This window comes from Streptomyces sp. NPDC005955, assembly GCF_042871255.1.
Classification (GTDB): domain Bacteria; phylum Actinomycetota; class Actinomycetes; order Streptomycetales; family Streptomycetaceae; genus Streptomyces.
In genome coordinates this window covers 37,526-61,647 of the sequence record NZ_JBIAIF010000004.1, presented here as the reverse complement: position 1 = coordinate 61,647, position 24,122 = coordinate 37,526, and the positions used below count along the sequence as shown (strand labels likewise).

Genomic DNA, 24,122 nt, shown 5'->3' with positions numbered 1-24,122 from the left:
CCGGCACTCACCGCCCCTTGAGCAGTTCCTCGGTGACCCCGACGAGTCGGGACGCGTCGCCCTTGTCGAACGTCTTGAGGCCGAGGTCCACCGGCTCGCCCCGGTCGTCCACGGTGAGGCGCTCGGCCGGGGGGTTCTCGATCCACTGGATCATCGGCGCGGCCGAGTCGGCGACCGACTTGGCGCCCACCCTGGCGTACGCCTTCACCAGCGCGCGCAGGGGCTGGTTGAACTGGTTGATCGCATCGGTCCGGGTGAAACCCGGGTGGTAGAGCACGTACTTGGCCCTGCTCGAAGGGTTCTCCGCGAACGCCACCGCGAGGAGGTCGTTGGCCCGCCCTGCCTGGAGCTGGGCACGCAGGGTGCTGTACCTGCCGCGGAGCTGGATGTCGTCCCACGCGACCGAACCCGCCTTGATGCCGGGACCGGCCACGTTGATGATCACCGGGTCCGCCGCGGCGTCGAACCGCCCGGCGAACCCGTGGCCGAGCAGATAGCGGCTCAGGTAGTACAGGGAGAAGGTGGACTCGATGCCCTCGGCGGACTCCGCGCGCTTGAGGTTCTGACGGTTCGCCGTGAGCACCAGGGCGTCGATGACGGGGTGTGCCTCGGAGACGTACCGGACCACCTCGCGCACCGCGGCGATCGAACTGAGGTCGGCCCGGACGAACGCGAAGCGGTCCGACGCCCCGAGCCGTTCCGCGAGTTCGGCGAGCCCGGCGCCCTTCTCGGCGCTGCGGCCGATCACCACGACGGTGTCGCCGCGCTCAAGTCGGGCCACCGCGGTGGCCCGCCCCATTCCGTCGGTCCCGCCCGCCACCACGACGGTCCGGGAAGAATCACTCCGCTGCATGAAAGGGACTCCCAAGAAGGCCTCGAACGACAACTCCGGAGGCCGAACCTAGCCTCCGCTGAAGGGCGCGAACGAAACCTCGCCCCCCTCAACGGACCCCTCATGCAGCCCCGTCGCCAGGGGTGCCACCGCACCGCGTAGGGGGTCCACCTGACTCCTTCCGTGAGAGCGGGCAGCGCGCCCGGTGCCGAGGAGATCCCGTACGGCACGAGCACGGTCGGATCAGAGCGAGGGGACCTGACCCACCCCGTTCTCCACGGCGAGCGTCTCCAACGCGTCGGGGAGGTCCGCCCGGCGCTGCACCTGGAGCTTTCGGTACACCCTGGTCAGGTGTTGTTCCACCGTGCTCACCGTGATCGACAGCTTGTGGGCGATCTCCTGGTTCTTGTCCCCCCGTGAGGCCAACGTCGCCACCCGTTGCTCGGCCTCACTGAGCACGAAGGCGGAATCTGCGCCCGCATCATCGGCTGGCGCCGTCCGCGCGCCCTCGCCCCCGTGGACCGTCCGACGGTCATCGACCAGCGTCGCGTGGCACCTGGCGGCCAACTGCCGGGCCCGGCGCCCGGTGAGCCGAGCCCGTTCCCCCTCGCCCAGCCGATGCAGCACCTTGCTCAAGTCGGCCAGCGCATGGGCCTGTTCGAGCATCCCCGGGCAACGCTGCAACTGCTCGACGGCCTCCTTGAGCAGCCGGGGCCGCTCGCTCAACTCGGCGGTGTGCGCCAGGAGCCGCAGGGACACCCCGCGCACCCGGGCGTGGTTGCGGTGCGACCGGTCGAGCTGTTCGCGCATCAGGACCCCGGCCCGGTCGGTGTGGCCGGCGTGCAGCAGGGCGTGCGCCGTTCCCGTGCGCCACGGCAGCACCGCCGGGAGGTCGATCTGCCAGGCCACCGCGAGTTCGCCGCACGCCCGGAGGGTGGTGATCGCGGAAGGCGACCGGTTCGTCGTCACGTAGTACAGGCCCTTCGCCTGCCAGTACCGGAGGCCGGCCGTCGTCTGGAAGCTGACCTCGGGGACCGGCTGCATCAGCAGCCTCGCCACCTGGTCGTACTGTCCCATCGCCGTGTGCGCCTGCACCTGCGTCACCAACGGCCCCGTCAGGAACGGTCCCCGGTCCTCAACGGCCAACGCCGTCAGGGCACGTCGTGCGTACGCGACCGCGGCCGGAAAGTCGGCCGTCCGCAGCGCCACTGCCGCGCGGACGTCCAGCAGCACGGCGCACCACGCCGGGGCGTTGCGGCGCTCCGCCTCGGCCAGCAGTGTTTCGCACCACGGCAACGCGGCTGCCGCACGGTCCATGTCGACCAGCACCGACAGCATGGTGAACAGCACGTCCGCGGTGCCGTCATCGAGGCCGTGGTTCTGCACCACGTGCTCGGCGTGCGCGGCGGCCTCGTCCGGGTCGCCGCCCCCCAGCACCACTTCCAGCGCACGGACCGCCTGGAGCTGCGGCGACATGCCGATCTCACACCCCGGCCCGTTCGTGTCGAGGTCCGCGTCGAGGACGTCGAGCACCTCGGGCGCCAGCCGGCCGAGCAGTCCGGGGGCCCGGTACGCCAAGCTCAGCCGGAGCAGCCTCAACTCCACCCGGGTGCGCAGGGGGACTTCACGGTCCGGGGCGGCCACCCGGGTCAGCAGCATCTCGGCGTCGGCGAACCGTTCGTGCCACAGCAGGTAGGAGACGACCGGGGAGACGTCGCCGGCGAAGCAGCCCTCACGGGCGGCGTCGAGCAACCGGTCGACGTGGCGTCCGCACCCGCCCGGCCGGAGCCGCCAGTGGGCGGAGAACAGCAGGTGGAGCGCGGACACCCGGTCCTGCGGCTCGGTCGCGATGCGGTGGGCCAGCTCCAGGCACTCCACGACCCGGTCGATCCTGCCGTCCCGCAGGGCCAGGGTCCCCGCCTCCCGCAACAGGGCGCCGCTCCACGCGGGCAGGTCGTCCTCGCCCGCCGCCAGCAGGACGTCCGCCACCGCGGCCGGTGCGGCACCCGCGTAGTACAACCGCTCCGCGGCACGACGGTGCAGCCGCGCGGACGTCTCCCGGGTGAGCAGGGCGAGTACGGCCGCCCGCCCGGCCGCATGGGTGAACCGCCCGTCGGCCAGCACCCCCGCCGCATCGAGGGCGCGGATCCACGGGAGGACCGCCCCGGGCGCCGTGCCCATCAGGTCCGCGACCAACTCGACCGTCACGTGGTCGCCCAGCACCGCCGTGGTCACCGCGACCTCCGCCACCTCGGGGCCGCAGCGGTGCAGGCACGCCGACATCGCCTCGGCGAACGACGGCCCGACGACCGGCTCCCGACTCCGCCGATCGGCGCCCGCCGCCGTCGGGTAGTCCTCCAGGAGGGCCTTGAGGAGGAGGGGGTTGCCCCGGCTGACGTCGTACCAGGCGTGCGCCCCCGTGTCGTCGCCGAACCTGCGCGTCAGCGTCCGTGCCACGTCCTCGACGGACATCGGCGTGAGTCTGATCTCCTGCCACGAGGGCTGTCGCAGCACTTCGCCCTGGAGGAACCCGCTGGTCCGCCGCGTCCCGGTCTGGGCGGTGACGACGACCATGACGCGCGCCGACCGGATCCGCCGCGCGATGAACGCCAGCGCCCGCAGCGAGAACGCGTCGGCACGGTCGACGTCATCGATGACGATCACGAGGGGCCGTCGGACACTGAGGTCGAGCAGGGCCCGCCACAGCTGGTGCACGACCGGTGGGTAGAGCCGCTCCACCCGCTCCGTCGGATCCCCGGTGCCGTGGGTCAGGAAGCTCAAGCAGTCCCGGTCCGGGACGGTCTCGCGCAGGCCCCGCAACTGCTCCGGCCGGAGCGGCGCTTGGTGGAACGCCTGGGCGATGGTGCTGAAGGGCGTCGACCCCTCGGTCTCGGAGCACGCCGCGCTGAGCACCACGGCGCCGCCGTCCGCGGCTCCTTCGGCGAAGGCGTGGAGCAATGCGCTCTTCCCGCATCCCACCGGGCCGCTGACGAGTGCGCTTCCGCCCCGGCCCAGGACTGTTCGCGCGAGCATCCCCCGCAGCACCTCGGCCTCGGCCTCACGACCACGTCGGCCCAGATCCATCCGTCCCGGCCCCCGTCCGCGTCGCGTCCGCCTGACGTCCACCGACAGCGGTGGGGGCCGGACGGGCCCCTCGGGTTCCGCCTGCCCCCGCGCCGGGTACCGACGACCGCCTACCCCCGCGCACATCGATCACCGGATCGTAACAGCGCCGGTCAGGCCAGGCCGTTCTCCCGCAGGTGCAGCCAGAGGTGGCTCGCCGTGTCCGGGTCGTCGAGGTCCGCCCCCATCAGCCGGGTGGCGGTCGAGATGCGGTGCCGCAGGGTGTTGCGGTGGACTCCGAGGTCGGCCGCGGCACGCTCCCAGTGGCCCCGGTGCCGCAGATAGGCGGCGACGGCACCGACCAGATCCGCACGCCGGTAGCTGAGGACCGGTTCCAGCGAAGGCGCCGTGGGGGTTGCGGTGGCCGCCAGATCGCGCAGGACGCCCGGCGGGACCGTGGCCAGGGTACGGCGGAGCGCCGGGAGCTGCCGGTGCAGTTCGGCCACGGCAGCCGGCGCACCGAGCACGGCTCGGGCACCGGGGAACCGTTCCGCCGTCAACCGCTGGAGCACGATCCGTACGGCCCGGGCGTCGTGGGGTTCGGCCAGGGCCCAGACCGCGTCCGGTTCGGCGACGGCCAGCAGCGGGCGGCCGGGGTCGACCGCCGGTTCGAGTGCGTCGAGCACGTCGTCGGCACCCTCGGTGAGCCCCGCCACGCCGAACGGCCGGACCCGGGGGGCGATCGCCGGCAGACCGAGGTCGGCGCCCAGGGACCGGGCGGCGTCGAGGTGACCGCTCAGCACCAGCCGGGCCACACAGGCCCGCGCGGTGCGTGCCGCCGCGACACCCCGCCGCCGCTGCTCGCCCTGGAGGGCGAGCAGTGCGCACGCGGTCAGGACGAGCTGCCGGTCGGGGGCCTTCATCGGGCGGGGGCAGCCGGTGGCGACGAAGCCGCTCAGCGGTCCGCGGCCGGCCAGCGGATGCAGTACGACGTCGTCGTCGCCCAGCGGGAACGTCGCGGAGGAGTGCGGGCCCGCCACGCGTAGCCGAGCGACCTCCGCCGCGATCCGCCGGGCGCTCGAACGGTGCTCCCGCGGCCAGACCGCCGTCACCTCGCCCTGCGGGGTGAGCTGGGCGGCCCAGCCCTCCACGGCGGCGGCCAGGGTGCGCACCACGGCGCGGACGGGGTCCGGTCCGGCCGCTGAGCGGATGAGTTCGCGGTGGGCGCCGAGGGCAGCGGCCAGTTCCTCCTGTCCGGCGGCGGCGGTCAGCGACCAGTAGGTGCGCGCGATGCTGAGGAAGGGAGTGGGCGCGGGGACGGCGCACAGCGGTAGCCCGACCGCCTCGCACGCCCGGACGAGGGTCTCGGGGACGCGGGCGTGCACCGGCCCGAGACCGATGCCGAGTGCGGCGACGCCGCGGGCCACCAGCCGTGCGGTGTACGCACGGGCCTGCGCCGTCTGGTTGGTGAGCCCCATACCGGTGGTGAGCAGGAGCTCCCCGCCGGTGAGATAGGGCGTCGGGTCGGTCAGCTCGCTGACGTGGACGCCGGTGATGTCCAGCGGGGGCGCAGCCGCGGGGGTGACCGGTGTGAGGTCGGCGCCCAGCAGCCGTACCAGGTCGTCGAGCGCCGGCACGGGCCCTCCCGGTGTCCGAAGGCGTGCGGTTCGCACAGGGTCCGCCCATTGTCGGATGAAACGTACAAGGACTTCCAGGCCCGGTCGCGCATAGTTTTCGGAGGACCAGCGACCCGCCGACGGAAGGACGTCCCCGATGTCCGCAGCTGTCCCCCCTGCCGAGACGCAGCGCGCCGCGGAACCCGGGGCCGAGGTGAGCCGTGACCCGCGGACCGGCGCCGCGACCGTCGGGCCGTCGGCCACCACGTCCGCGGAGCTGTCCGCCCTCCTCGCCGCCGCCGTGCGGGACGCGGACGAGGTCGCCTCCCGCGCCCCCGCGGTGCGGGCGGCCTGGCTCGGGGCCGTCGCGGACTCCCTGGTGGCGCACGCCGACGAGTTGACCGCGCTCGCCGACGCCGAAACCGCCCTGGGCCCGGACCGGTTGCGCGGTGAGGTGGACCGCGCCGCCGCACAGCTGCGTTCCTACGGATCGGTCGCCGTGGAGGGCGGCTGGCTCGGCATCCGGATCGACGGGCCGCGGACGACCGGCTCGGTGGAGCTGCGGCGCATCAACCGGCCGCTCGGCCCGGTGGCGGTCTTCGGCGCCAGCAACTTCCCGTTCGCGTTCGGGGTCGTCGGGCACGACACCGCGTCCGCCCTGGCCGCCGGGTGCCCCGTCCTGGTCAAGGCGCATCCCGCGCACCCCCGGCTGAGTGCGCGACTCGGCGCGCTGGTCTCGGACGCGTTGCGCGCCGCCGGCGCACCGGCGGGGGCCTGGGCACTGGTCACCGGCTTCGACGCGGGACTCGCCCTCGTGGACGCCCCCGAGGTGACGGCCGTGGCCTTCACCGGATCGCAGAGCGGTGGCCTGGCGTTGGTCGAACGGGCTGCCCGCCGCCCGGTGCCCGTGCCCGTCTTCGCCGAGATGGGGACCGTCAACCCGGCGGTCCTCACGCCCGCCGCCGCTGCGGACCCGGCCCGGCTGACCGCCGCGGCGCAGGGCTTCACGGAGTCCTTCACGCTGGGGCAGGGCCAGTTCTGCACCAAGCCCGGTCTGCTGCTGGCCCCCGCGGGCAGCGGCGCCGCGACCGCGGTCGCCGCGGCGCTCAGGGGCGTACGGCCCGGTTGGTTGCTGACCGAGGAGATCGCGGCGGCCTGTCGGCGGGGGATCGCCGACCTGGTGACCGCGGGGGCCGCGCCGTTGGCCTCCGTACCACCGCCCGACGAGGGGTTCACCGCCGCGCCGACGGTGCTCACCGCACCCGCGCGGGCCCTGCGCTCCGGCTCCCGGCTGCTGGAGGAGTGCTTCGGCCCGGTGGCCCTGGTCGTGGAGTACCACGGCGCGGCCGGTCTGCGGGAGGCGCTGGCCGCACTCCAACCGTCCCTGGCCGCCTCGGTGATCTCGGCAGGACCCGCCGACCCCGACCTGCCGTGGCTCGTGGAGCGGCTGGCGGGACGCTCCGGGCGGGTGGTCGTCGACGGCTGGCCGACCGGGGTGGCGACCTCCTGGGCCCAGCAGCACGGTGGCCCCTGGCCCGCGACCAGCAGGCCGGACGCCACCAGCGTCGGTGCGGGCGCGCTGGACCGCTTCACCCGTCCGGTCACCTACCAGAACGCGCCCCGGGCCGCGCTGCCCGAGGCGCTGCGCGACGACAACCCGTGGGGCGTGGTGCGACGGTTGGACGGCGTACCGCTCTCGGCGGTCCCCGTGACGACGGGAGGCGGAGCGTGAACGGACCGCTGGACGGGGTGTTGGTCGCGGACTTCAGTCGGGTGCTGGCCGGGCCGCTGTGCACCATGACCCTGGCCGACCTGGGCGCGACCGTCGTCAAGGTGGAGCGGCCCGGTTCCGGGGACGACACCCGTTCCTGGGGACCGCCCTGGTCGGCGACGTCCACGACGTACTTCGAGGGCGTCAACCGCTCCAAGCTGGGCGTCGCCCTCGACCTGACCGACGACGCCGACCGCGCCCTCGGGCAGGAGCTGGCCCATCGCGCCGATGTCGTGGTGGAGAACTTCCGCACCGGCTCCCTGGAGCGCCTGGGCCTCGGCTACGAGCAGGTGTCCGCCGTCAATCCCGGCGTCGTGTACTGCTCGATCACCGGTTTCGGCAGCGGCGCGGGGGCCGGACTGCTGGGTTACGACTTCGTCGTCCAGGCCGTCGGCGGTCTGATGAGCATCACCGGCGGGGCCGACGGCGAACCGACGAAGGCCGGGGTCGCCCTGGTCGACGTGCTGACCGGCAAGGACGCCGCGATCGGCGTGTTGGCCGCGCTGGCGGCGCGGGCCCGGACCGGCCGCGGCTGCCGGGTGGAGGTCAATCTGCTGTCCAGCCTGTTGGGTTCCCTGGTGAACCAGGCCCAGAGCTACCTGGAGACCGGTCTGCCGCCCGGGCGGATGGGCAATCGTCATCCCTCCATCGCCCCCTACGAGACGCTGCGTTGCCGTGACGGGTTGCTGGCGGTCGCCTGCGGCAATGACGGCCAGTTCGCGCGGCTGGCCGCCGTGCTCGGTGCCGCGGAGCTGGCGCAGGACGCGCGGTTCGCCACCAACGCCGGCCGGGTCGCTCATCGTGGGCAACTGGTGGCGGCCCTGGAGGAGCGCCTGGCGCACGGGGACGGCGCCGATTGGCAGGCGCGGCTCACCGGGGCGGGCGTCCCGGCCGGGAAGGTCGGCACCGTCGCCGACGGCTTCGCGCTCGCCGAGGAACTGGGGCTGTCGCCCACCGTGACCCCGGCCGGCGGGGGGACGCCGGCGCCCCGGCATCCGGCCGTGTACTCCACCGACCTGGTCCAGGAGGCTTCGCCACCCCCTCGGTTGGACGAACACGGCACGGCGGTGCGCGCCTGGCTCTCCGGGCCGGGCGACGAGCCGCTCCCCACCGGCGGTTGACCGGTCGGGCCGCCGGCCCCGTGTACTCCCTTCTCCTGGACGACGAGCAGCCCCAGCCCCGCATCCGAAAGGCAGGACCCATGTCCATCCCATCCGACTCCGCACGCGTCAAGACCGACCCGCTCGACCTGGCCGGCATCGACGACCTGCTCAGTCCCGAGGAGAAGGCGGTCCGGGCGGCCGTCCGGCAGGTCTGCGACTCCGCCGTTGACCCCTACGTCGCCCAATGGTTCGAGAACGGCGAACTGCCCGCCATCCGTGAGCTCGCCAAGGAGCTCGGTGGCCTCGGCCTGCTCGGCATGCACCTGGAGGGTTACGGCTGTGCGGGGATGAGCGCCGTCGACTACGGTCTCGCCTGTCTGGAGCTGGAGGCCAGCGACTCGGGCATCCGCTCGCTGGTCAGCGTCCAGGGCTCGCTGGCGATGTACGCGATCTGGAAGCACGGCAGCGAGGAGCAGAAGCAGCGGTGGCTGCCGTCGATGGCCGCGGGCGAGGCGATCGGGTGCTTCGGCCTGACCGAGCCCGACCACGGCTCCGATCCGGCCGGGATGCTCACCCGTGCCGTCCGGGACGGCGGTGACTGGATCCTCGACGGACGCAAGATGTGGATCACCAACGGTTCCGTCGCCGACGTCGCGGTGGTGTGGGCCCGGACCGAGGAGGGCGTGCGCGGCTTCGTGGTGCCGACCGACACCCCCGGGTTCTCCGCCCCGCTGATCAAGCACAAGCTGTCGCTGCGGGCATCGGTCACCAGCGAACTCGTCCTGGACGGGGTCCGGTTGCCGGCCGAAGCGGTGCTGCCCGAGGCACGCGGGCTGCGCGGCCCGCTGTCCTGTCTGAACGAGGCGCGCTACGGGATCGTCTGGGGCGCGATGGGAGCCGCCCGCAGTTCCCTCCGGGCGGCCCTGGAGTACGCGGGGCAGCGTGCGCAGTTCGGCAAGCCGATCGCGGGCTTCCAGCTCACCCAGGAGAAGCTGGCCGAGATGGCGGTGGAGCTGACCTGCGGCACCCTGCTCGCCCTGCACCTGGGCCGGCGCAAGGACGGTCCCGGGCTGCGGCCCGAACAGGTCAGCATGGGCAAGCTCAACAACGTGAACAAGGCCCTGGACATCTGCCGCACCGCGCGCACTGTCCTGGGGGCCAACGGGATCTCGCTGGAGTACCCGGTGATCCGGCACATGGCCAACCTCGAATCCGTGCTGACGTACGAGGGCACTCCCGAGATGCACAAGCTCGTCATCGGCCAGGCCATGACGGGACTGTCCGCCTTCCGGTAGGGGGCGCCGTCGAGGAGGAGCGGCCCGGTGCGTACCCGCACGGCCCACCGCACCGGGCCGGCCGGCGAGCCGTCCCTCGCCGGAGCCTCTGTGCCTCTGTGCCTCTGTGCCTCAGTGCCTCAGTGCGAGGCCAAGCCGCGCAGGGTGAGGTCCACTTGGTGCGCGACCGCCTCCGGCTCGGCGTCGGGCATCAGCTGCACGATGCGGATGAGGCCCAGGAAGCGGTAGGCGATGTCGTGGGCGGTCACGTCCGCCGCGAGGGTGTGATCGGCGCGGGAGCGGTCCACGGCGTCCTGGCCGATCGCGGTCAGGTGGATGAGACAGCGTTCGAGGTCCTCGTCCGACGGTGATCCGTCCGTGAGGAGATCGACCAGCGCCTTGTTGGCGGTGAGGTGGGCGATCGCCGTACGGAAGAAGGCACCCAGACCGTCGATCGCGCAGACGTGCGGGGGCAGCGCACCCCCGGCGAGCGAGGCGAGGTCGGTGCCGGTGACGGCCCGTACGAGGTCCTCGCGGGTGGGGAAGTGGCGGTACAGGGTCCCGATGCCGACACCGGCCGCCGCGGCGACGGCCCGCATGTCCACGGTCATGCCGGTGCGTCGGAAGGCGTCCTGTGCGGCGACGAGGATGCGCTCCCTGTTGGCCGCCGCGTCCCGCCGTTGTCTCCGGTCCCCTGTCATCCCCTCACTATAGCGATTCGGAACAGCCGTTCCGTTTGCTGCTACGGTGTTCCGGAACACGTGTTCCGTTACGGAGGGGTGGGCCGGCATGAAGACGATCGTGATCACGGGAGGCACCGACGGAATGGGCGCCGCGCTGGCGCGTCACTTCCTCGCGGCGGGTGAGCGCGTCGTGGTCGTCGGGCGCAGTCGCGGAAAGTTCGAGGCACTGGTCTCGGCCGTGGCCCTCGGGAACCCCTCGGCCACGGCGCGGGCCGAGTTCCTCGCGGCCGACCTGTCCTCGCTGGATGACGGCCGCCGAGTCGTCGACCACCTGGTGGCGCACCACCAGCACATCGACGCACTGGTCCTCGCCGCTTCCTACGTCCGGCAACGCCGCCGGGTCACGACCGAGGGGCACGAGGCGTCCTGGGCGCTGTTCTTCCTGAGCAGGTACCTGTTCGTCACCGCCCTCGCCCCGCTGCTCCGGGCGGCCGGGCGGCCCGTCGTCATCAACACCGCCGTGCCCGGCGCGCCCGTGGACGCCATCGCGTTCGACGACCCCGGGATGGCCGACGGATTCACCTTCAGACGGTCCAACGCCCAGCAGCGGCGCGCCAACGAACTCCTCGGCATCGTCGCCACGCGCGACCACCCGGACCTCGCCTACGTGACCTGGGGGCCGGCCCGGCTGGTGCGCTCCAGCTTCGCCGGCGAGGTCGGCACGGCCATGAAGGTCGCCGCCCGCGTTCTCGGGCCCCTGCTCGGCCAACGTCCGGAGCGTGCGGTTCGTCCGATCATCGACCTCGTCGACGACCCGACCCCCGGACGGGCCGCCTACCGCGGCGCCGCAGAGCGCTCCCTCACCGTCGGCGACCACGACGAGGACGACGCCGTGCGTCTGGTCGCGACGGTCGAGGAACACCTCTGACTCGGGACGGCCCCACGGAACGGACCCTTGGCGGCCGCGGTGGATCGTTCACACCGGACCGGACCGGCTCGTCGGAGCGTTCCGGCGTGTGCACGGTCCCTGCGCTCTGCTTGATCACTCCTGCACACCCCGGCGCACGCCTTCTCACCCCCTCCTGCGTGCCGAAAGGCTGACGGCGCAGGACAGTGCACTCACCCCCCTTCAGGAGGTACACATGGCAGTTGCGCGTTCCATGGCCGTCGCCGTAGTCGCGGCGGGACTCCTCACGGCCGGTCCGGGTGCGGCGTGGGCCGCCCCGTCCGCGGCGGCCGTGAGCAGGTTCGACGACGGCAGTTTCGAGTACCCCACCGCGCCGGCGAACTCGTTCACCACCCTCAGCAGCGGACAGTCGATCGGACCGTGGCAGGTCACGTCCGGGGGAGTGGACCTGATCGGCGCCGGGTTCTGGCAGGCGGCCGAAGGCGACCAGTCCGTCGATCTGAACGCCGGTCAGCCGGGCGCCGTCGCACAGAGCTTCTCCACGATCGTGGGGCGGACGTACACGGTCACCTATGCGCTGGCGGCCAACCCCGAGGGCAGCCCGGCGGTGAAGACGGGCAAGGTCCTGGTCGACGGACAGAACTTCCAGGACTTCTCGTTCGACTCCACGGGCAAGACCCGCGCGGCCATGGGCTACGTCCAACGCCAGGTGACCTTCGTGGCCAACGCGCCGACGACGACCCTCGGTTTCGCCAGCACCGTCTCTGGCGCCTACGGACCCGTCATCGACGACGTCCGCGTGACCGCGGGCTCCCCGTGTTCCTGCACCCCGTGACGGTCCCACCGGCCTGACCGCGGCCCGCTGCCCGGCAGCCGTTCCACCGGGCAGCGGGCCGGGGCGCGTCCTCCCGTGATCGGAGCCGCCCGGGCAAGTCGCCGAGGCCGCAGCCGACTTGCCCGGCCGCACCCGGCCCACCTGTGGTCCACACCGCCCGGCCTGGGGGGCGTGTTGGACGGGTTCACCCTTTCGGGGCGTTGCTGCAAAGCGTGTGGAAACGGACACTGAACGCAGTGGAGCGCGGCATTCGGCTGGATCAGCCGGTCGGTGTTCGGGCCGTGCTAGCGTGGAGAGAGGACCACTGTGTCCATCATCACTGCACCGGAAACCCCCATCGAAACTGCCGAGCAGATCGCGGGCGCCGTCGCCGGCGGCAACGTTGTCGACGTGTGGCGCGGATGGGTCAACTGGGGCCCGTACAACAACTGGGTCAACTACCCCATCACCTGGAACGTCATCACCGCGAACTCGACGGTTCTCGTCGCGGCCAGTGAGATCGACGGCAACAACGTGCGGTTCCTGGGGGCCGCGCCCATCACCGTGGCGAACATCGTCCCCGCCGCCGGGCTCGTCACCGTCAAGATCAACGTCGCCTGGAGCAGCGCCCTCCGGATCCGCACCGACATCGTCGTCCTCAACTGACCCATCACCCGGCTGCTGAGGCCGGCGGCCGACCGGCCAACGGCTCCAGGGGCTCTCGGTAGCGACCCGCCCACAGCCGATGGCACCGGCCGGCCGCACGCGCCTTCGCGGTACACGCCGTCCACCCTCCGCTTCCCCGGCCCACGCGACGACCCGCTGCCGAGTGGCGCTCGACACCCGCTCGGCAGCACCCTCGCGGGGCGCGGCAGACATCCTCGGGCCCAGCGGGCCTAGCTCAGGCGTCGCCTCTCGCCGTCCTCCGGCTGACCGTCCTCCGGACGCGCGGTCGTCCAGTAACTCCGCACCCTCGGGCGGGACCCTGCCTCCTCCGGCGCCGTCCAGGAGCGGGTGGTGAAGGTGTGCAGCCGACCGGCCTCGATCGCATGACGCGGTAGACGGGCGCCGAACTCCCGGGCCACCGCTTCCAACAGCGAACGCTCCACCTCGGCGCCGTCTCCCCGGCCACCGAAGAAGCGGCCCGGGTCCAAGGCCTGCGGTACCTCCCCACGGGTGCGCACCTCTGTGTCCACGTACGTGAAGGCGTACTGTTCGGCTCCGTCCCGTGCCACCGAGAGGTGGAAGAAGGCCCCCCGGCTCCCTGCTCTCAACCCGCACCACACCACCACTGCGCGGGTGCCGGGGGAAGCGGCCGGGGCGGGGGAGACGAACTGGTGCCGGTCGAACCCGGCGGGGGCACCGTCGAAGGCGAAGCTCCAACCGGGGCCGGCCCGGCCGACCGTCACGCAAGCCTCGTCGTCCTCGTACGGGAACGCCCTCCGGTACCGCGGCGCCGACCGACGGATCTCCCAGAAGGATCGGGGCCGACCCAGCACGGCACCGGCCCCGTCCGCGAGGCGCTCGGGCAACTCCGCCGGCTCCACCCCCTCCACCAGCACGAACCGGTAGCAGGTGCGGCTGGTGAGCGAACCCGGGTCGGCGAGCCAGGCAAGGCCCCCCGGGTCGAGCCCGGCCGTCGGCTCCGGAACCCCGCCCACCTGCCCGCCCCTCGGAGTGGACAACAGCTCACGGCCCCGCTCCGAGGTCAGGAGCGGCCCGAGCACGGGATCGGCCACCCAGCCCAGGGGTGCCAAGTGGTCCGGCCCCAGCGGTTCCCACCAGGGCAACGCCTCCCGCAGCGTCTGCCAGGCCTCGTCGGTGTCTCCCCACCGGGCCAGCTCGCGCGCCCGCTCGACCGCCTCCCCGAACGGGCCGCCCGGCGCGTACCGGTAGCCGCCGCTCCTCACCAGCTCCACCGTCGCCCGGGCCAGGGCCATCACCTCGTCGTCGGCGCCCCGCAGGACGAACGGCAGCGTGGAGCCATCCAGGTACGGGCGCGCCGCCTGCCCGGCCACCAGCACCGGCAGCAATTCCGGCGCGTACCGAGGATCCGTCACCAGGCCCTCGAAGGACGCCTCGCGGTGTCCCGACAAGCGACGGATCTGGTCGCCCAACCCGGCAGCCCGCGGCCTGCCGTACCCCGCAGCCCCGTCCAACAGTTCCTGGGCACGCCCCCACCCACCCCGTAGCGCTTCCAGCCGAGCCTCGTCCACCAACGCGTCCTGCTCGCGCGTCGTGTCATTGACGAACACCGGCCCCTCATGGTGCGGACCCGCCCGCAAGGAGTGGAACTCCCGGTGCATGTCCTGCATGAACGCGAAGAAGCTCGGGTAGTGCCGGGGCGGCGCGGCCCGCCAGCTCGCCCAGCTGTACACGGCCCACTCGCCGTCCTCACCCACACCGTCGGGGTCCATGACGAGGCGCGTGGCATCGGACTCGACGTCCAGTTGCAGCCCGTGCCGCCACACCTCCGCGCCCCGCCGCTCCTCCGGCTCGGCGTCCTCGTCCAGGTACTCCTCGAAGGTGTCCGCGAGACCGTACGCGTCGTCGTGCCAGCGGGCTTCCGCCGTCCCGGCCAGCAGCCACACGAACCCGCCGGCGTGCTGCCAGCCATCGCTGACCTTCAGGAACTCCCGGTACGACGGTGGCATCCGCCGCCCGAGGCGCGCCTCCATGGCGACGATCCGCTCCTCGGACGCGGGCGGGAACCCCAGCCACCGGGCCCGCTGGGCTGCCGTGTCCTGCTCGCTCCGCGTCTCGTCGTCCGGTGGGCAATCCGCCCACTCCCCGCTCCACTTGAGGAGGAAGGGCCGCCAGTCGAAGCTCGCGCTGTCCGTCATGCGCCCGATGCTGCCACCCGCCACTGACAGCGGCCGCGGCGCGAGGCGTCGGTCAGATCCCGGCGGAGGCGACGTCCCCTGACGACGGGACGGACGGGTCGAGCGCGTCACGGAGACGGGTGACGTCCTGCCGCCACTTCGGGCCGTCCGCGGATTCGTTCCAGAGTTCGGCGAGCTCGGACCGGTCGGAGAGCACCTGGGTCAGGGCGCTGACGGCGAGCACCCGAAGGTCCGCGGGCAGATCCGGGAGCGGCTCCGACGGGCCGTAGTTCGCACACGCGGGCTCGCCGTCGCGTTGCTGTGCGGCGAGCAGGGCGGCTGCGGCCACGGCTCGCTCGCCGTAGTACGCGTCCAGGTCGTCCGTGGGACGGGCAGCACGTTCGAGCGCGCCGCGGATCTTGGCTTCACGTTCGTTCAACGCCACGTCGTCCAGGCCGCCTCCGAAGTCGGCGGCGGTGTCGTTGTCGAAGGGTCCGATGTCCCAGGTGCCCATGTGCTGCTCTCCTCACGTGTCCTCCCAGGATGCTCGCACGGACCCCTGACAGTGAGGATGCGAGGTGTGCAGTTCCCCGCGGTGCAGTACCCCGCCGGCGCCGGACGGCCCGGCCGCCTCCCGGCCCGGCCGATCCCGTCACCGCAACGGGAGTCGCTGGGCACGGGGGGCGGCGCCGGGGGCCCCGGCCATCCAACGGTGCACCGCGGGGCCGGGCGCCACCCGACCGGCAGGGCCCGGTTGTCAGACCCGGCTGATAGGAATCCAGCCATGGAGACCCTGACACTCACACCGGCCGCCCTGGAGTCGTTCATCGTCCGGGCCAAGTCCTCCACCTACGTGGGCGGCGCGGGCAAGGTCGCTCCCCTGCGCACCGCGTCGCACGACCTGGAGTACCGGGAGGGCGAGTTGATCTACCGGGACAGTTACTTCGGCGGTACGGACTTCCTCGGCCAGGAGACGGTGCACTCGGCGGGCCGCCCGATCTGGGGCATGAACTACTACGGATACCTACTGACGGATGCCATAGACGCCTTCACCGCGGGCGAGACCATCAAGGCGGCACTGACCGCGCTCTATGCCGAGGGCCGGTTCCTCGGGGGATTCCGCCACACGGCCGGCGCACTGACCTATGTCGACGAGACCCTGGGCGAGGTGAACCGCTTCCGCGGCGTCGAACACATCGCCACCGCCGACGGCACCCTGGTGTACGAACTGCGCTACCACGGCGGCCGGATCCTCGAATGATCCTGAAGGCGACGGGGGAAGCTCCGACTTCGTCAACGCGACCACGCGCGCCCAGGACACCCCTGTGGGAAAGGCACCGTCCTTCGGACGGTCACGGAACACCGCCTCGCTGAACCGGTCCCGGCCCCTGTCGGTGCCTTACCGCTGGCCGCGGACCGGATCAACCGGCGCCCGTCGTACGACCGTTCTCGGATCACGTCCAGGGATCCCGACCGACCGTCACCACATGGTGAATTGCAAAGTTCTGCAACTCCATACATCATGGCGCGGGACTCCTTCGTGGAGCGTGGCCCCTGGCCCGCCTGCCGGTGCGGTGTGGGCACGACAGGGCGCTCCGCTGCCGGTCGTGGCCGTCGTCATCCCGTGCGTGTCACGGACGACGGCCCGGAAGGGCTGAGGACCGGCGCGAGTAGTCGAAGGCGAGGGAGACGTGGGGGCGATGCGGGTTCTGCCGGATCAGGCGTTGGCCGAGTTCTTCCGCATGCCCGGGCGTCCCCTACGCATCCGGCTGCTGGAAGTGCTCCGGGGCGGTTCGGCGCCGGTGCGCGCCCCCCTCGCCCGCCTCCGCCCCCGGGTCGCCACCGGCCACCCCCACCACGGAGGGCGGTCCCTGTGATGTTCCCCGGGATAGAGGCCCTGCCCCTCCAACTCGTCCTGGTCCTGCCCACCACCGGGAAGGCCGTCCGCACCGCCAGGGAGACCGCCGAACAGGTGGTGAGGCAATGGGGGATCTCCCCGAGCCACCCGAGCGTGGGCCCGGCCCTGCTGATCGTCTCCGAACTGGTGACCAACAGCGTTCGTCACGCCGCCATCCTGTGCGAGGACCTGACGGTCCTGTTCGCCGCCAGCCCCGACACGTTCGCCCTCGCCGTCCACGATCGCCACCCCCACCAACCGCCCCTCCACGCAGCCGCCCCGGGCGGGGGCCTCGCCACCGTCACCGAACTCACCCTGGACCTCGGCGGCACCGCCGAGATCCGGGAGGACGCCGACGGTCACGGCAAGACCATCTGGGTCACCCTGCCCCTCTGATCACCCGAGGGCGGCGCGTCCGGGAACGGTGGCAGAGCCCGGAGCGCCGCTCCTGGCCCGTCAGGCCTTCTTGACCACGCTGGACTTGAGCTGCATCGCACCGAAGCCGTCGATCTTGCAGTCGATGTCGTGGCCGTCGACGCCGTCGACGATGCGGATGTTGCGGACCTTGGTGCCGGACTTGATGCCGGTCGGGCTGCCCTTGACCTTCAGCGTCTTGATCACCGTCACGGTGTCCCCGTCGACGAGGACGTTGCCCACCGCGTCGCGCACCACTGCGGACGCACCCTCTTGGTCCGCTTCCGAACCCGGGGACCACTCGTGGCCGCACTCCGGGCAGACCAGGAGCGCACCCATCTCGTAGGCGTGGACGCTTGAACACTCGGGGCAGGGCGGCAGGTTCTCACTCACCACACCAGTCTATTTCAGCCAGCAACAGCAGATCGCCCGCAGCGCCGTCAGGGGTCCGCCGCAGCGACGGCCGCCGCAGAAGCGCGTTGAGCGTCCACCGCTCCCGTGTTCTCGGCCAGCACACCCTCAAGCCGTCCCCGCGGCAGAACACGTGTGGGTACGTTGCCCGGGGGGCGATCGGCGTCCACATGCGGAAGGGGCTGCATGACCACGGCACCGCCGGCTCGTTGGCACCGGATGGCCTTGCTCGCCGCCCTGATGGTGGCCGCGTTCACCTTCAACACCACCGAGAACCTACCGATCGGGCTGCTCGAACTCATCTCGGTCGACCTCCGGGTGTCCCTCTCCGCGGTGGGCTACCTCGTCACCGGATACGGGCTCACCGTCGCCGTGGTCTCCCTGCCGATCGCGCACGCCACCCAGGCGATGCCGCGCCGCCACGTGCTCACCGCGCTGCTGGCCGCGCTCGTCCTGTCCAGCCTGGTGTCGGCGCTCGGCTCCAGCTACTGGCTGCTCATGGTCGCCCGTCTGGTGACCGCACTCGCGCAGGCACTGTTCTGGGCGGTGATGGGCCCCGTCGCGGTCGGCCTGTTCCCACCGCAGGTCCGGGGCCGGGTCATCGGAGTGCTGTCGGTGGCCGGTTCGCTGGCGCTGGTGCTCGGGGTCCCCGTCGGCACCTGGCTGGGGCAGCAGAGCGCGTGGCAGGTACCCCTCGTCGTACTCGCCGGGCTGGGCCTGCTCTCCCTCGTCACGATCGCCGTCCTCCTCCCCACGTCCCGCCCCGGGGAGGGACACGCCGCCTTCGGCTCGGCACCCGATCAGCGCCGGTTCGGGATCGTCCTGGTGACCACGGCCCTCTCCGTCACCGGCGCCTTCGCGGGCTACACGTACGTCGTCACGTTCCTGGGAGACGTGAGCGGCTTCGCCGACACCTCGGTCAGCGCCCTGCTGATGGTCTCCGGAATCGCCGGCGTGATCGGCGTGACGATCGCGGGACCCCTCCTGGACCGCTACCCCCGCGGCACGCTGCTCGTCCCGGTCGCCACCCAGGCCGTCGGCATGCTGGGCCTGTACGCGACGGGCACCGCCGAGGCAGGAGCGGTCGTGTGCCTGGCGCTGCTGGGCGGTTCGCTCGGCCCGGTGTTCATGGCGACGCAGAACCAGATGCTGCGCTGCGCCCCCGGCCGGACCGAGATCGCGCTCGCCGCCAACTCCGGTGCCTACAACGCGGGGGTCGCGGCCGGGGCACTGCTCGGCGGCCTGGTCCTCCCCTCCCTGGGCGTGCGGGCCACGTTCCTCGTGGGCGGAGCGCTGACCGCCGCGGCGTTCACGGCCCTGCTCGCCGAACGGATGCTGCCGCCCGCGGAACCGGACCGGGTGACCGAGACCGGCGACGAGGTGACCGGCCGCCCCAGCGAGCACCGGTGATCTCGCGCGCGGCACCGACGGCTCGGCGTTCGGCCTCGTGCGGCGGGGCCTTGGCCCGTGAACGACCGCGTGGCCGCAGCGCCCTCATCAGCCGAGCGGGCCGGACGGCAGGGGCCCGCCCGCCGTGGCGTCTCGGCAGGCGCGACACCCCGCCGAGCAGCGGGTCAGCCCCGGATCGGCGACCAGGGCGGGAACCACCGCCGCCAGTGCCGCCCGGGCCGGATGGGTGACCCAACGCGACGCCCCCACGGCCGTGGTGCGGGCGCAGGGTCGGAGCAGGGGCTCCAGTTGGGGGAACCCTTCCGAGCAGGAGCCCACCTCCACCTGCGCGGTGCGGCCGTCCCGTGTGCGGGCCCAGCGCCGGAAGAGCCGGCGTCCGGACCGTTGCTCGGCGAGGTGCAGCAGGGTCATCCGGTTCAGCCCGACCCCGACGAGCAGGCTCCGGCCGTCCCCCTCGGCCAGTGCGCGCAGCGGTGCGTACACGTCCACCGGGCTCTGGCCGCCGACGAGTTCGGTCGCTGCCGGCCCGAGTGCCGTGAACGAGTTCAACGGATGGTCGCCCCGGCGGGTGCCCCGGCGAGTGAGCAGCGCAGCGGGCAAGGCCCCGAGGCGGGGATTGACGAGCCCGCACTCGGGTGAGTACGCGGCGGGCGCGGGGTGGGAGGGAGGCGGCCAGGGCCGTGCGTAGTCCACTCCGTTGCGGGTCGGGCGCATGGCCGGCCGGACGGGCGGAGCCACGGCGAAGTGCGGTTCGGTGAAGGTCGGGACGAGGACGGTGCACCCCCGGTCCAGGAGCACGTTGACGACGGCGTCCGCCCCGCCGTCCACACGGGCGCCGAAGGACCGCAGGGAAGCGTGGACCAGCACCGGCATCCCGGACAGGCCCAACGCGTCCGCCGCGCGTCCGAGGTGTTCGGCGGTGACGCTCACCCGGCCCTCCCTTCGTCGTGGGCGGGGGCAGTACGCCGTACCGACGGTACGCTCCGTTCCGTTCCGACGGTAGGGACCGCGAGGTCGGAACGGGCGGTTCGAGAGGGGCGCATCAGACGACGTGATGGGCCTCGAAGGGCTCGCCGCTGCGCAGCGTTTCGAGCGCGCGGGCCGTGGCGACGGTGTGCGGGTGGTCCTCGCCCAGCACCCGACGGCGTTCTGCGAGGACCGAGCGGGAGATCCGTTCGGCCTCGGTGAAACGTCCCTGCGCGGCGAGTGCCCAGGCCAGTTCGTGGCGGCTGGTCAAGGTCTCGGGGTGACTCGCCCCGAGCACGCGTCGCCGGGCGCGGAACACTGCGCGGTAGAGCGTCTCGGCCTCGGCGTGCCGGCCGTCCATCCCGCGGACCCACGCCAGTTCGTGTCGCGTCGCCAGCGTCTGTGGGTGATCCCTGCCCAGGACCTGCTGCCGCTGTGCGTGGACCCGACCGAGTGCCGTGGCCGCCTCGGGGTAGCGGCCCCGGTTGGCGACGGCCCAGGCGAGTTCGTGGGCGGTGGTCAGGGTGTCGGGCGCGGTCGGGCCGATCGCGCCCTCCCGAGCGGTGAGCACCCGGCGGTACGCCCGCTCGGCCTCCTGCCAGCGTCCCTGGCAGGCCGCGATCCAGGCGAGTTCGTGCCGGCTGCTCAGGGTGTCCGGATGGTGCTCCCCCAGGACCCGTCGTCGAGCCGCGCACACCTGACGGTAGTGCGCCTCGGCCGCCGGCGCGTCCCCACGGAAGGCGATCTGCCAGGCGCGTTGGTGGCGCAGGGCGAGCACGGCCGGGTGGTCGGGGCCCAGACGCGCCGTGTGCTCCAGGGCGGCGAGGCACAGCCGGGCGGCCGACCGGTGGGCGCCGTCCCGGTCGGCGGCACGGGCGGCGTCGGCGGTGGCCGCCGCCAAACCGGCCAGCGCACCGGCGTCCAACCGGTCCGCGACGTACCGGTGGAGGGCCGCCAGATGCGGGGTGAGCAGCCGGTAGCGGTGCCAGTCGTCGGGTTCGTCCATCCGCAACCCGCCGAGGGCGGTGACGACGAGTTCGGCGGCGGTGGCCGGGATCCGGGTGCCGTCCCCCCGTACCCGGTGGTCGCGCTGGTCCGCGGACAGGCCGAGGTGGAGCCGCCCGGTGTCGGCCACGACCGGGTGGACGGTCATCCCGGTGGCGCCGTCCGCAGTGCGCCGGGCCGTCAGGAGCCCCACGTCGATCAGTCCGCGCAACGCCCGTTCGACGGTTCGCTCCCCGGCGGATCCCGCGGTGACCCCCGCCGCGACGAGAGCGGCCAGCGCGGGCACCCGGCAGTCGAGCAGCGCGCGGGGGACCGGCTCGCCCGACTGGTAGCACGAGAGCAGCCGCAGCAGGGTACGGGCCTCGGGGGCGCCCCGGTGGGCCAGGGCGTCCAGGGAGATCTCCCAGGTGCGCATCACCGTGGCACGCGGGTCCGCACGCGGCCCCGGGTCCCCGGGCCATCCGTCGGGGGCGTCGAGGGCGTCCCGGTAGGCGGGGAACGTCGACCGTCGGGCGACCCCGGAGTCGAGGTAGGAACCCGCCAGGGCGAGCGCCAACGGCAGCCCGCCGAGGCGGCGGGCCAAGCTCCGGGCGGAGGCGACGTCCCCTGCACCGGGAGCCAGGTCAAGCAGCACCCGGGCGGCGTCGCCGTCACCCAGGGGCGGCACGGCCCGCAGGACGGCGTCCCGGCCCCAGGCCCGCTCCCCGGCATGTCGGGTCGTCACCACGACCAGCCCGCGCGCGGACGGCCGTAACCACCCCGCTCCCATGAGGACGTCGGGGTCGTCCGCCTCGTCGAAGACGAGCAACCAACCCGCTGGCGCCTGGCTCAGCACCCGCCAGAAGTGGTCGGCCGCGTCCGCGGAGCCGTGGGACAGCGACTCCAGGTCGCTCCGCCGGGCACCAGCCTGCCGCGCCACCGTGACCACGCCGCCCGCGAGCGCGGCCGGATCACCGGCGGGGACCCACCACACCGACCGCTGCCGTCCGCGGAACCGGCGCCGGTGCGCCCACTCGGCGAGGGCCGCGGCCACGGTCGACTTCCCGACACCGCCCGGGCCGTGCAGCACCACGACGTCCCCGCGCGGGCGGCGCAGGTGTTCCCGCAGCGTGTCGAGGAGCTGCCCCCGCCCCCGTACCGCGCGCGGCAGCTGGGCGACCGGCGGACGCACGGACGAACCCCGAGGACCGGTCGTGTCCGCAGCGCCGGACCGGTTCTGCCCCGGTGCCCGCAGCTGCAACCAGGCGACGCCGAGCCCCGCGAAGGTCCCCACCGTGCCGAACAACGCGATCACCGACTCGAAACTCACCGTCGCCCCCCGCCACCTGCCGACCGCCACACCGACCGGCACCATCCTGGCGCACCGGCGGCCCCCGCGGCAGGGCCCGCACCACGGCACCGTCAAGCCGGCCCCGGCCAGGCCGCGACTCCGCCGCGCCCACCCGTCCGCGGACATGTCTGCATATCGCACGGGCAGGGGTCGAGGATTCCGTGGCGTCGCCCGAGGTTCATGCACCAGCCAGGGAACGGGAACCGCCCCCGCCCCCTCCTTCCGCATGGCGGGCCACCGACAAGGGCCCGTCCAGCGGGCTCCGACAGCGGGCCCGAGGCCACGGGAAGCCGACGAGGCTCCCCCTGCAGGAGAGGCATCATGCAGCGACGCACCTTTCTCACCGGCACCCTGCTCGGCGCGGCCTTCGCCACCGCGCCGATCACCGCCCTGACCACCACCAGCGCGTCCGCCGCCACGGTGACCGTCAGCTCCATCGCCGACCTCCAGCGGGAGATCGACCGCGCCGCGCCCGGTGACCGGATCGTCCTGGCCAACGGCACCTACGACGTCCCCGCCGCCGGCATCCGGATCTCCGGCAGGCACGGCATCGGCACGCACATCACCATCGTCTCCCAGAGCCGGGGCGGTGCGGTGCTCCAGGGCGATCGGAGCTTCGTCCTCAGCAACTCCAGCTCCATCACCATCAGCGGCTTCGCCTTCCGCCAGCGCCAGACCCTGGTGATCCCGGCGGACTGCTCCGACATCCGGCTCACCCGCAACGACTTCAAGTTCGCCGACACCGCGGGCGTCGACTGGGTCGTCGTGAAGGCGGACGGGGTCAAGGTCGACCGCAACTACTTCCACGACCGGTCCACCGAGGGCGTGTTCCTCGTCGCCGACGGCCCTGACGCCCCCGTCGACCCGAACAAGGAGACGATGGTCAAGGGCCTCACCATCCTCCGCAACCACTTCGCCCGTCACACCTACCCCGGGACCAACGGCGGCGAGTCCATCCGGCTCGGCGTCAGCCACCGGGCGCTCGACAACGCCGGGGCCGTGGTGGAGTACAACCTCTTCGAGCAGTGCAACGGGGACCCCGAGGCCATCTCGGTGAAGTCCTCCAACAACGTCATCCGCTACAACACCCTCCGCGACTGCGCCGGAGGCATCGTGCTGCGCCACGGCAACGGCACGCTCGTGCACGGCAACCACCTCATCGGCGGCACCGAGGGCATCCGGCTCTACGGCAACGACCACACGGTGTTCAACAACCACCTGACCGGGCTGTCCGGGCGCGCCTTCGTGATCGGCAGCGGCTCGGCCCGCGACCACCTCCCCGGCGAGTCCAAGCCCCTGCAACGGGGCAACGACGCCTGTGACCGGGCGCTGATCACCCACAACACCCTGGCCCACAACGCCCGCACCCTCGTGGGCGAGAACCGCGCCCACGAGCCCCGGGACGTCGTCCTCAGCAACAACATCCTGGTCGCCAACGCGGGCAGCCTGGTCGAGCTCGGGCAGAACACCGGCTTCACCTGGCAGGGCAACCTGCTGTGGGGCCAGGCGACCAACGGCACCATCCCCTCCGGCGGCTTCGTCCGCACCGACCCCCGCCTCCAGCAGGGCGCCGACGGCGTGTTCCGTCTCCTGTCGAACAGCCCGGCGATCGGCGCGGCCGTCCCGACGACCCATGCCGTGAACGACGACCTCGACGGCCACCCGCGCGGCAGCAGCCGTGACGTCGGCTCGGACCAGTACACGACGGCGGCGCCCCTGCGCGCCCCGCTGACCGGCGCGGACGTGGGCCCGAACGCGGCGTGAGCCCCGCTCCGGTACGGGTCACCGCGGCGCGGACCCGTAC

The 24,122-nt window shown here is 73.0% G+C and carries 20 protein-coding genes; 11 read left to right on the top strand and 9 right to left on the bottom strand.

The features are described from left to right. Nucleotides 1–7: 7 nt before the first annotated feature. The 3 genes from ACFYOU_RS12020 to ACFYOU_RS12010 form a co-directional block, all read right to left on the bottom strand. The gene (locus tag ACFYOU_RS12020; RefSeq protein ID WP_391305072.1) at nt 8–853 is read right to left on the bottom strand and encodes an SDR family NAD(P)-dependent oxidoreductase; all 846 of its coding nucleotides are present in this window, start codon (nt 851–853) and stop codon (nt 8–10) included. 222 nt (nt 854–1,075) lie between these two features. Continuing rightward, the gene (locus ACFYOU_RS12015) at nt 1,076–3,916 is read right to left on the bottom strand and encodes an AAA family ATPase (RefSeq protein ID WP_391305070.1); all 2,841 of its coding nucleotides are present in this window, start codon (nt 3,914–3,916) and stop codon (nt 1,076–1,078) included. A 152-nt stretch (nt 3,917–4,068) separates the two neighbouring features. Then, nucleotides 4,069–5,532: a PucR family transcriptional regulator ligand-binding domain-containing protein gene (locus ACFYOU_RS12010; protein WP_391305068.1), complete on the bottom strand. Its 1,464-nt coding sequence runs from the start codon at nt 5,530–5,532 to the stop codon at nt 4,069–4,071. 136 nt (nt 5,533–5,668) lie between these two features. On the opposite strand from ACFYOU_RS12010, the gene ACFYOU_RS12005 reads away from it, so the two are divergent. From ACFYOU_RS12005 to ACFYOU_RS11995, 3 genes are all read left to right on the top strand, one after another. Next, nucleotides 5,669–7,243 carry an aldehyde dehydrogenase family protein gene (locus ACFYOU_RS12005; RefSeq protein ID WP_391305066.1) on the top strand — a complete coding sequence of 525 codons (1,575 nt, stop codon included), beginning with the start codon at nt 5,669–5,671 and terminating at the stop codon, nt 7,241–7,243. Then, on the top strand, nt 7,240–8,403 hold the full coding sequence (locus ACFYOU_RS12000) for a CoA transferase (protein WP_391305064.1): 1,164 nt from the start codon (nt 7,240–7,242) through the stop codon (nt 8,401–8,403). Before ACFYOU_RS12005 ends, ACFYOU_RS12000 begins: the two co-directional genes overlap by 4 nt. Before the next feature lie 80 nt (nt 8,404–8,483). Further along, entirely contained in the window at nt 8,484–9,680 is a 1,197-nt protein-coding gene (locus ACFYOU_RS11995) for an acyl-CoA dehydrogenase family protein (protein WP_391305062.1), read from the top strand. A gap of 119 nt (nt 9,681–9,799) precedes the next feature. Here ACFYOU_RS11995 and ACFYOU_RS11990 read toward each other — a convergent pair whose 3' ends face one another. After that, nucleotides 9,800–10,360 carry a TetR family transcriptional regulator gene (locus ACFYOU_RS11990; RefSeq protein WP_391305060.1) on the bottom strand — a complete coding sequence of 187 codons (561 nt, stop codon included), beginning with the start codon at nt 10,358–10,360 and terminating at the stop codon, nt 9,800–9,802. 88 nt (nt 10,361–10,448) lie between these two features. On the opposite strand from ACFYOU_RS11990, the gene ACFYOU_RS11985 reads away from it, so the two are divergent. From ACFYOU_RS11985 to ACFYOU_RS11975, 3 genes are all read left to right on the top strand, one after another. Continuing rightward, on the top strand, nt 10,449–11,270 hold the full coding sequence (locus ACFYOU_RS11985) for an SDR family NAD(P)-dependent oxidoreductase (protein ID WP_391305058.1): 822 nt from the start codon (nt 10,449–10,451) through the stop codon (nt 11,268–11,270). 214 nt (nt 11,271–11,484) lie between these two features. Beyond that, nucleotides 11,485–12,084, top strand: a complete 600-nt coding sequence (locus ACFYOU_RS11980) for a choice-of-anchor C family protein (RefSeq protein WP_389766809.1) — start codon at nt 11,485–11,487, stop codon at nt 12,082–12,084. Nucleotides 12,085–12,390: 306 nt separating this feature from the next. Further along, entirely contained in the window at nt 12,391–12,729 is a 339-nt protein-coding gene (locus ACFYOU_RS11975; protein ID WP_391305057.1) for a hypothetical protein, read from the top strand. 230 nt (nt 12,730–12,959) lie between these two features. Here the strand turns inward: ACFYOU_RS11975 and ACFYOU_RS11970 are convergent, their stop codons facing one another. Further along, nucleotides 12,960–14,906: an SMI1/KNR4 family protein gene (locus tag ACFYOU_RS11970; RefSeq protein WP_391305055.1), complete on the bottom strand. Its 1,947-nt coding sequence runs from the start codon at nt 14,904–14,906 to the stop codon at nt 12,960–12,962. Between the two features lie 52 nt (nt 14,907–14,958). Continuing rightward, the gene (locus tag ACFYOU_RS11965; protein WP_391305054.1) at nt 14,959–15,399 is read right to left on the bottom strand and encodes a DUF4259 domain-containing protein; all 441 of its coding nucleotides are present in this window, start codon (nt 15,397–15,399) and stop codon (nt 14,959–14,961) included. A gap of 270 nt (nt 15,400–15,669) precedes the next feature. Here ACFYOU_RS11965 and ACFYOU_RS11960 point away from each other — a divergent pair, with 270 nt between their 5' ends. The 3 genes from ACFYOU_RS11960 (at nt 15,670) to ACFYOU_RS11950 (ending at nt 17,178) form a co-directional block, all read left to right on the top strand. Further along, nucleotides 15,670–16,146: a DUF5680 domain-containing protein gene (locus ACFYOU_RS11960; protein ID WP_389766801.1), complete on the top strand. Its 477-nt coding sequence runs from the start codon at nt 15,670–15,672 to the stop codon at nt 16,144–16,146. Between the two features lie 439 nt (nt 16,147–16,585). Continuing rightward, nucleotides 16,586–16,762 (top strand): hypothetical protein, encoded by a 177-nt coding sequence (locus ACFYOU_RS11955; RefSeq protein WP_391305053.1) that lies wholly within the window; start codon nt 16,586–16,588, stop codon nt 16,760–16,762. After that, nucleotides 16,762–17,178, top strand: a complete 417-nt coding sequence (locus tag ACFYOU_RS11950; RefSeq protein WP_391305051.1) for an ATP-binding protein — start codon at nt 16,762–16,764, stop codon at nt 17,176–17,178. The genes ACFYOU_RS11955 and ACFYOU_RS11950 overlap by 1 nt, the downstream gene beginning before the upstream one ends. 60 nt (nt 17,179–17,238) lie before the next feature. Here the strand turns inward: ACFYOU_RS11950 and ACFYOU_RS11945 are convergent, their stop codons facing one another. Next, nucleotides 17,239–17,589, bottom strand: coding sequence for a zinc ribbon domain-containing protein YjdM (locus tag ACFYOU_RS11945; protein WP_391305049.1), 351 nt, complete (start codon nt 17,587–17,589; stop codon nt 17,239–17,241). A 204-nt stretch (nt 17,590–17,793) separates the two neighbouring features. Between ACFYOU_RS11945 and ACFYOU_RS11940 the strand changes: the two genes are divergently transcribed. Further along, nucleotides 17,794–19,017: an MFS transporter gene (locus ACFYOU_RS11940; protein ID WP_391305047.1), complete on the top strand. Its 1,224-nt coding sequence runs from the start codon at nt 17,794–17,796 to the stop codon at nt 19,015–19,017. An 87-nt stretch (nt 19,018–19,104) separates the two neighbouring features. Here ACFYOU_RS11940 and ACFYOU_RS11935 read toward each other — a convergent pair whose 3' ends face one another. Together ACFYOU_RS11935 and ACFYOU_RS11930 are read right to left on the bottom strand one after the other, a co-directional pair. Continuing rightward, nucleotides 19,105–19,947 (bottom strand): AAC(3) family N-acetyltransferase, encoded by an 843-nt coding sequence (locus tag ACFYOU_RS11935; RefSeq protein WP_391305045.1) that lies wholly within the window; start codon nt 19,945–19,947, stop codon nt 19,105–19,107. Nucleotides 19,948–20,059: 112 nt separating this feature from the next. Continuing rightward, the gene (locus ACFYOU_RS11930; protein WP_391305043.1) at nt 20,060–22,297 is read right to left on the bottom strand and encodes a tetratricopeptide repeat protein; all 2,238 of its coding nucleotides are present in this window, start codon (nt 22,295–22,297) and stop codon (nt 20,060–20,062) included. A 342-nt stretch (nt 22,298–22,639) separates the two neighbouring features. Between ACFYOU_RS11930 and ACFYOU_RS11925 the strand changes: the two genes are divergently transcribed. Then, nucleotides 22,640–24,082 carry a chondroitinase-B domain-containing protein gene (locus ACFYOU_RS11925; protein WP_391305042.1) on the top strand — a complete coding sequence of 481 codons (1,443 nt, stop codon included), beginning with the start codon at nt 22,640–22,642 and terminating at the stop codon, nt 24,080–24,082. Nucleotides 24,083–24,122: the final 40 nt, after the last annotated feature.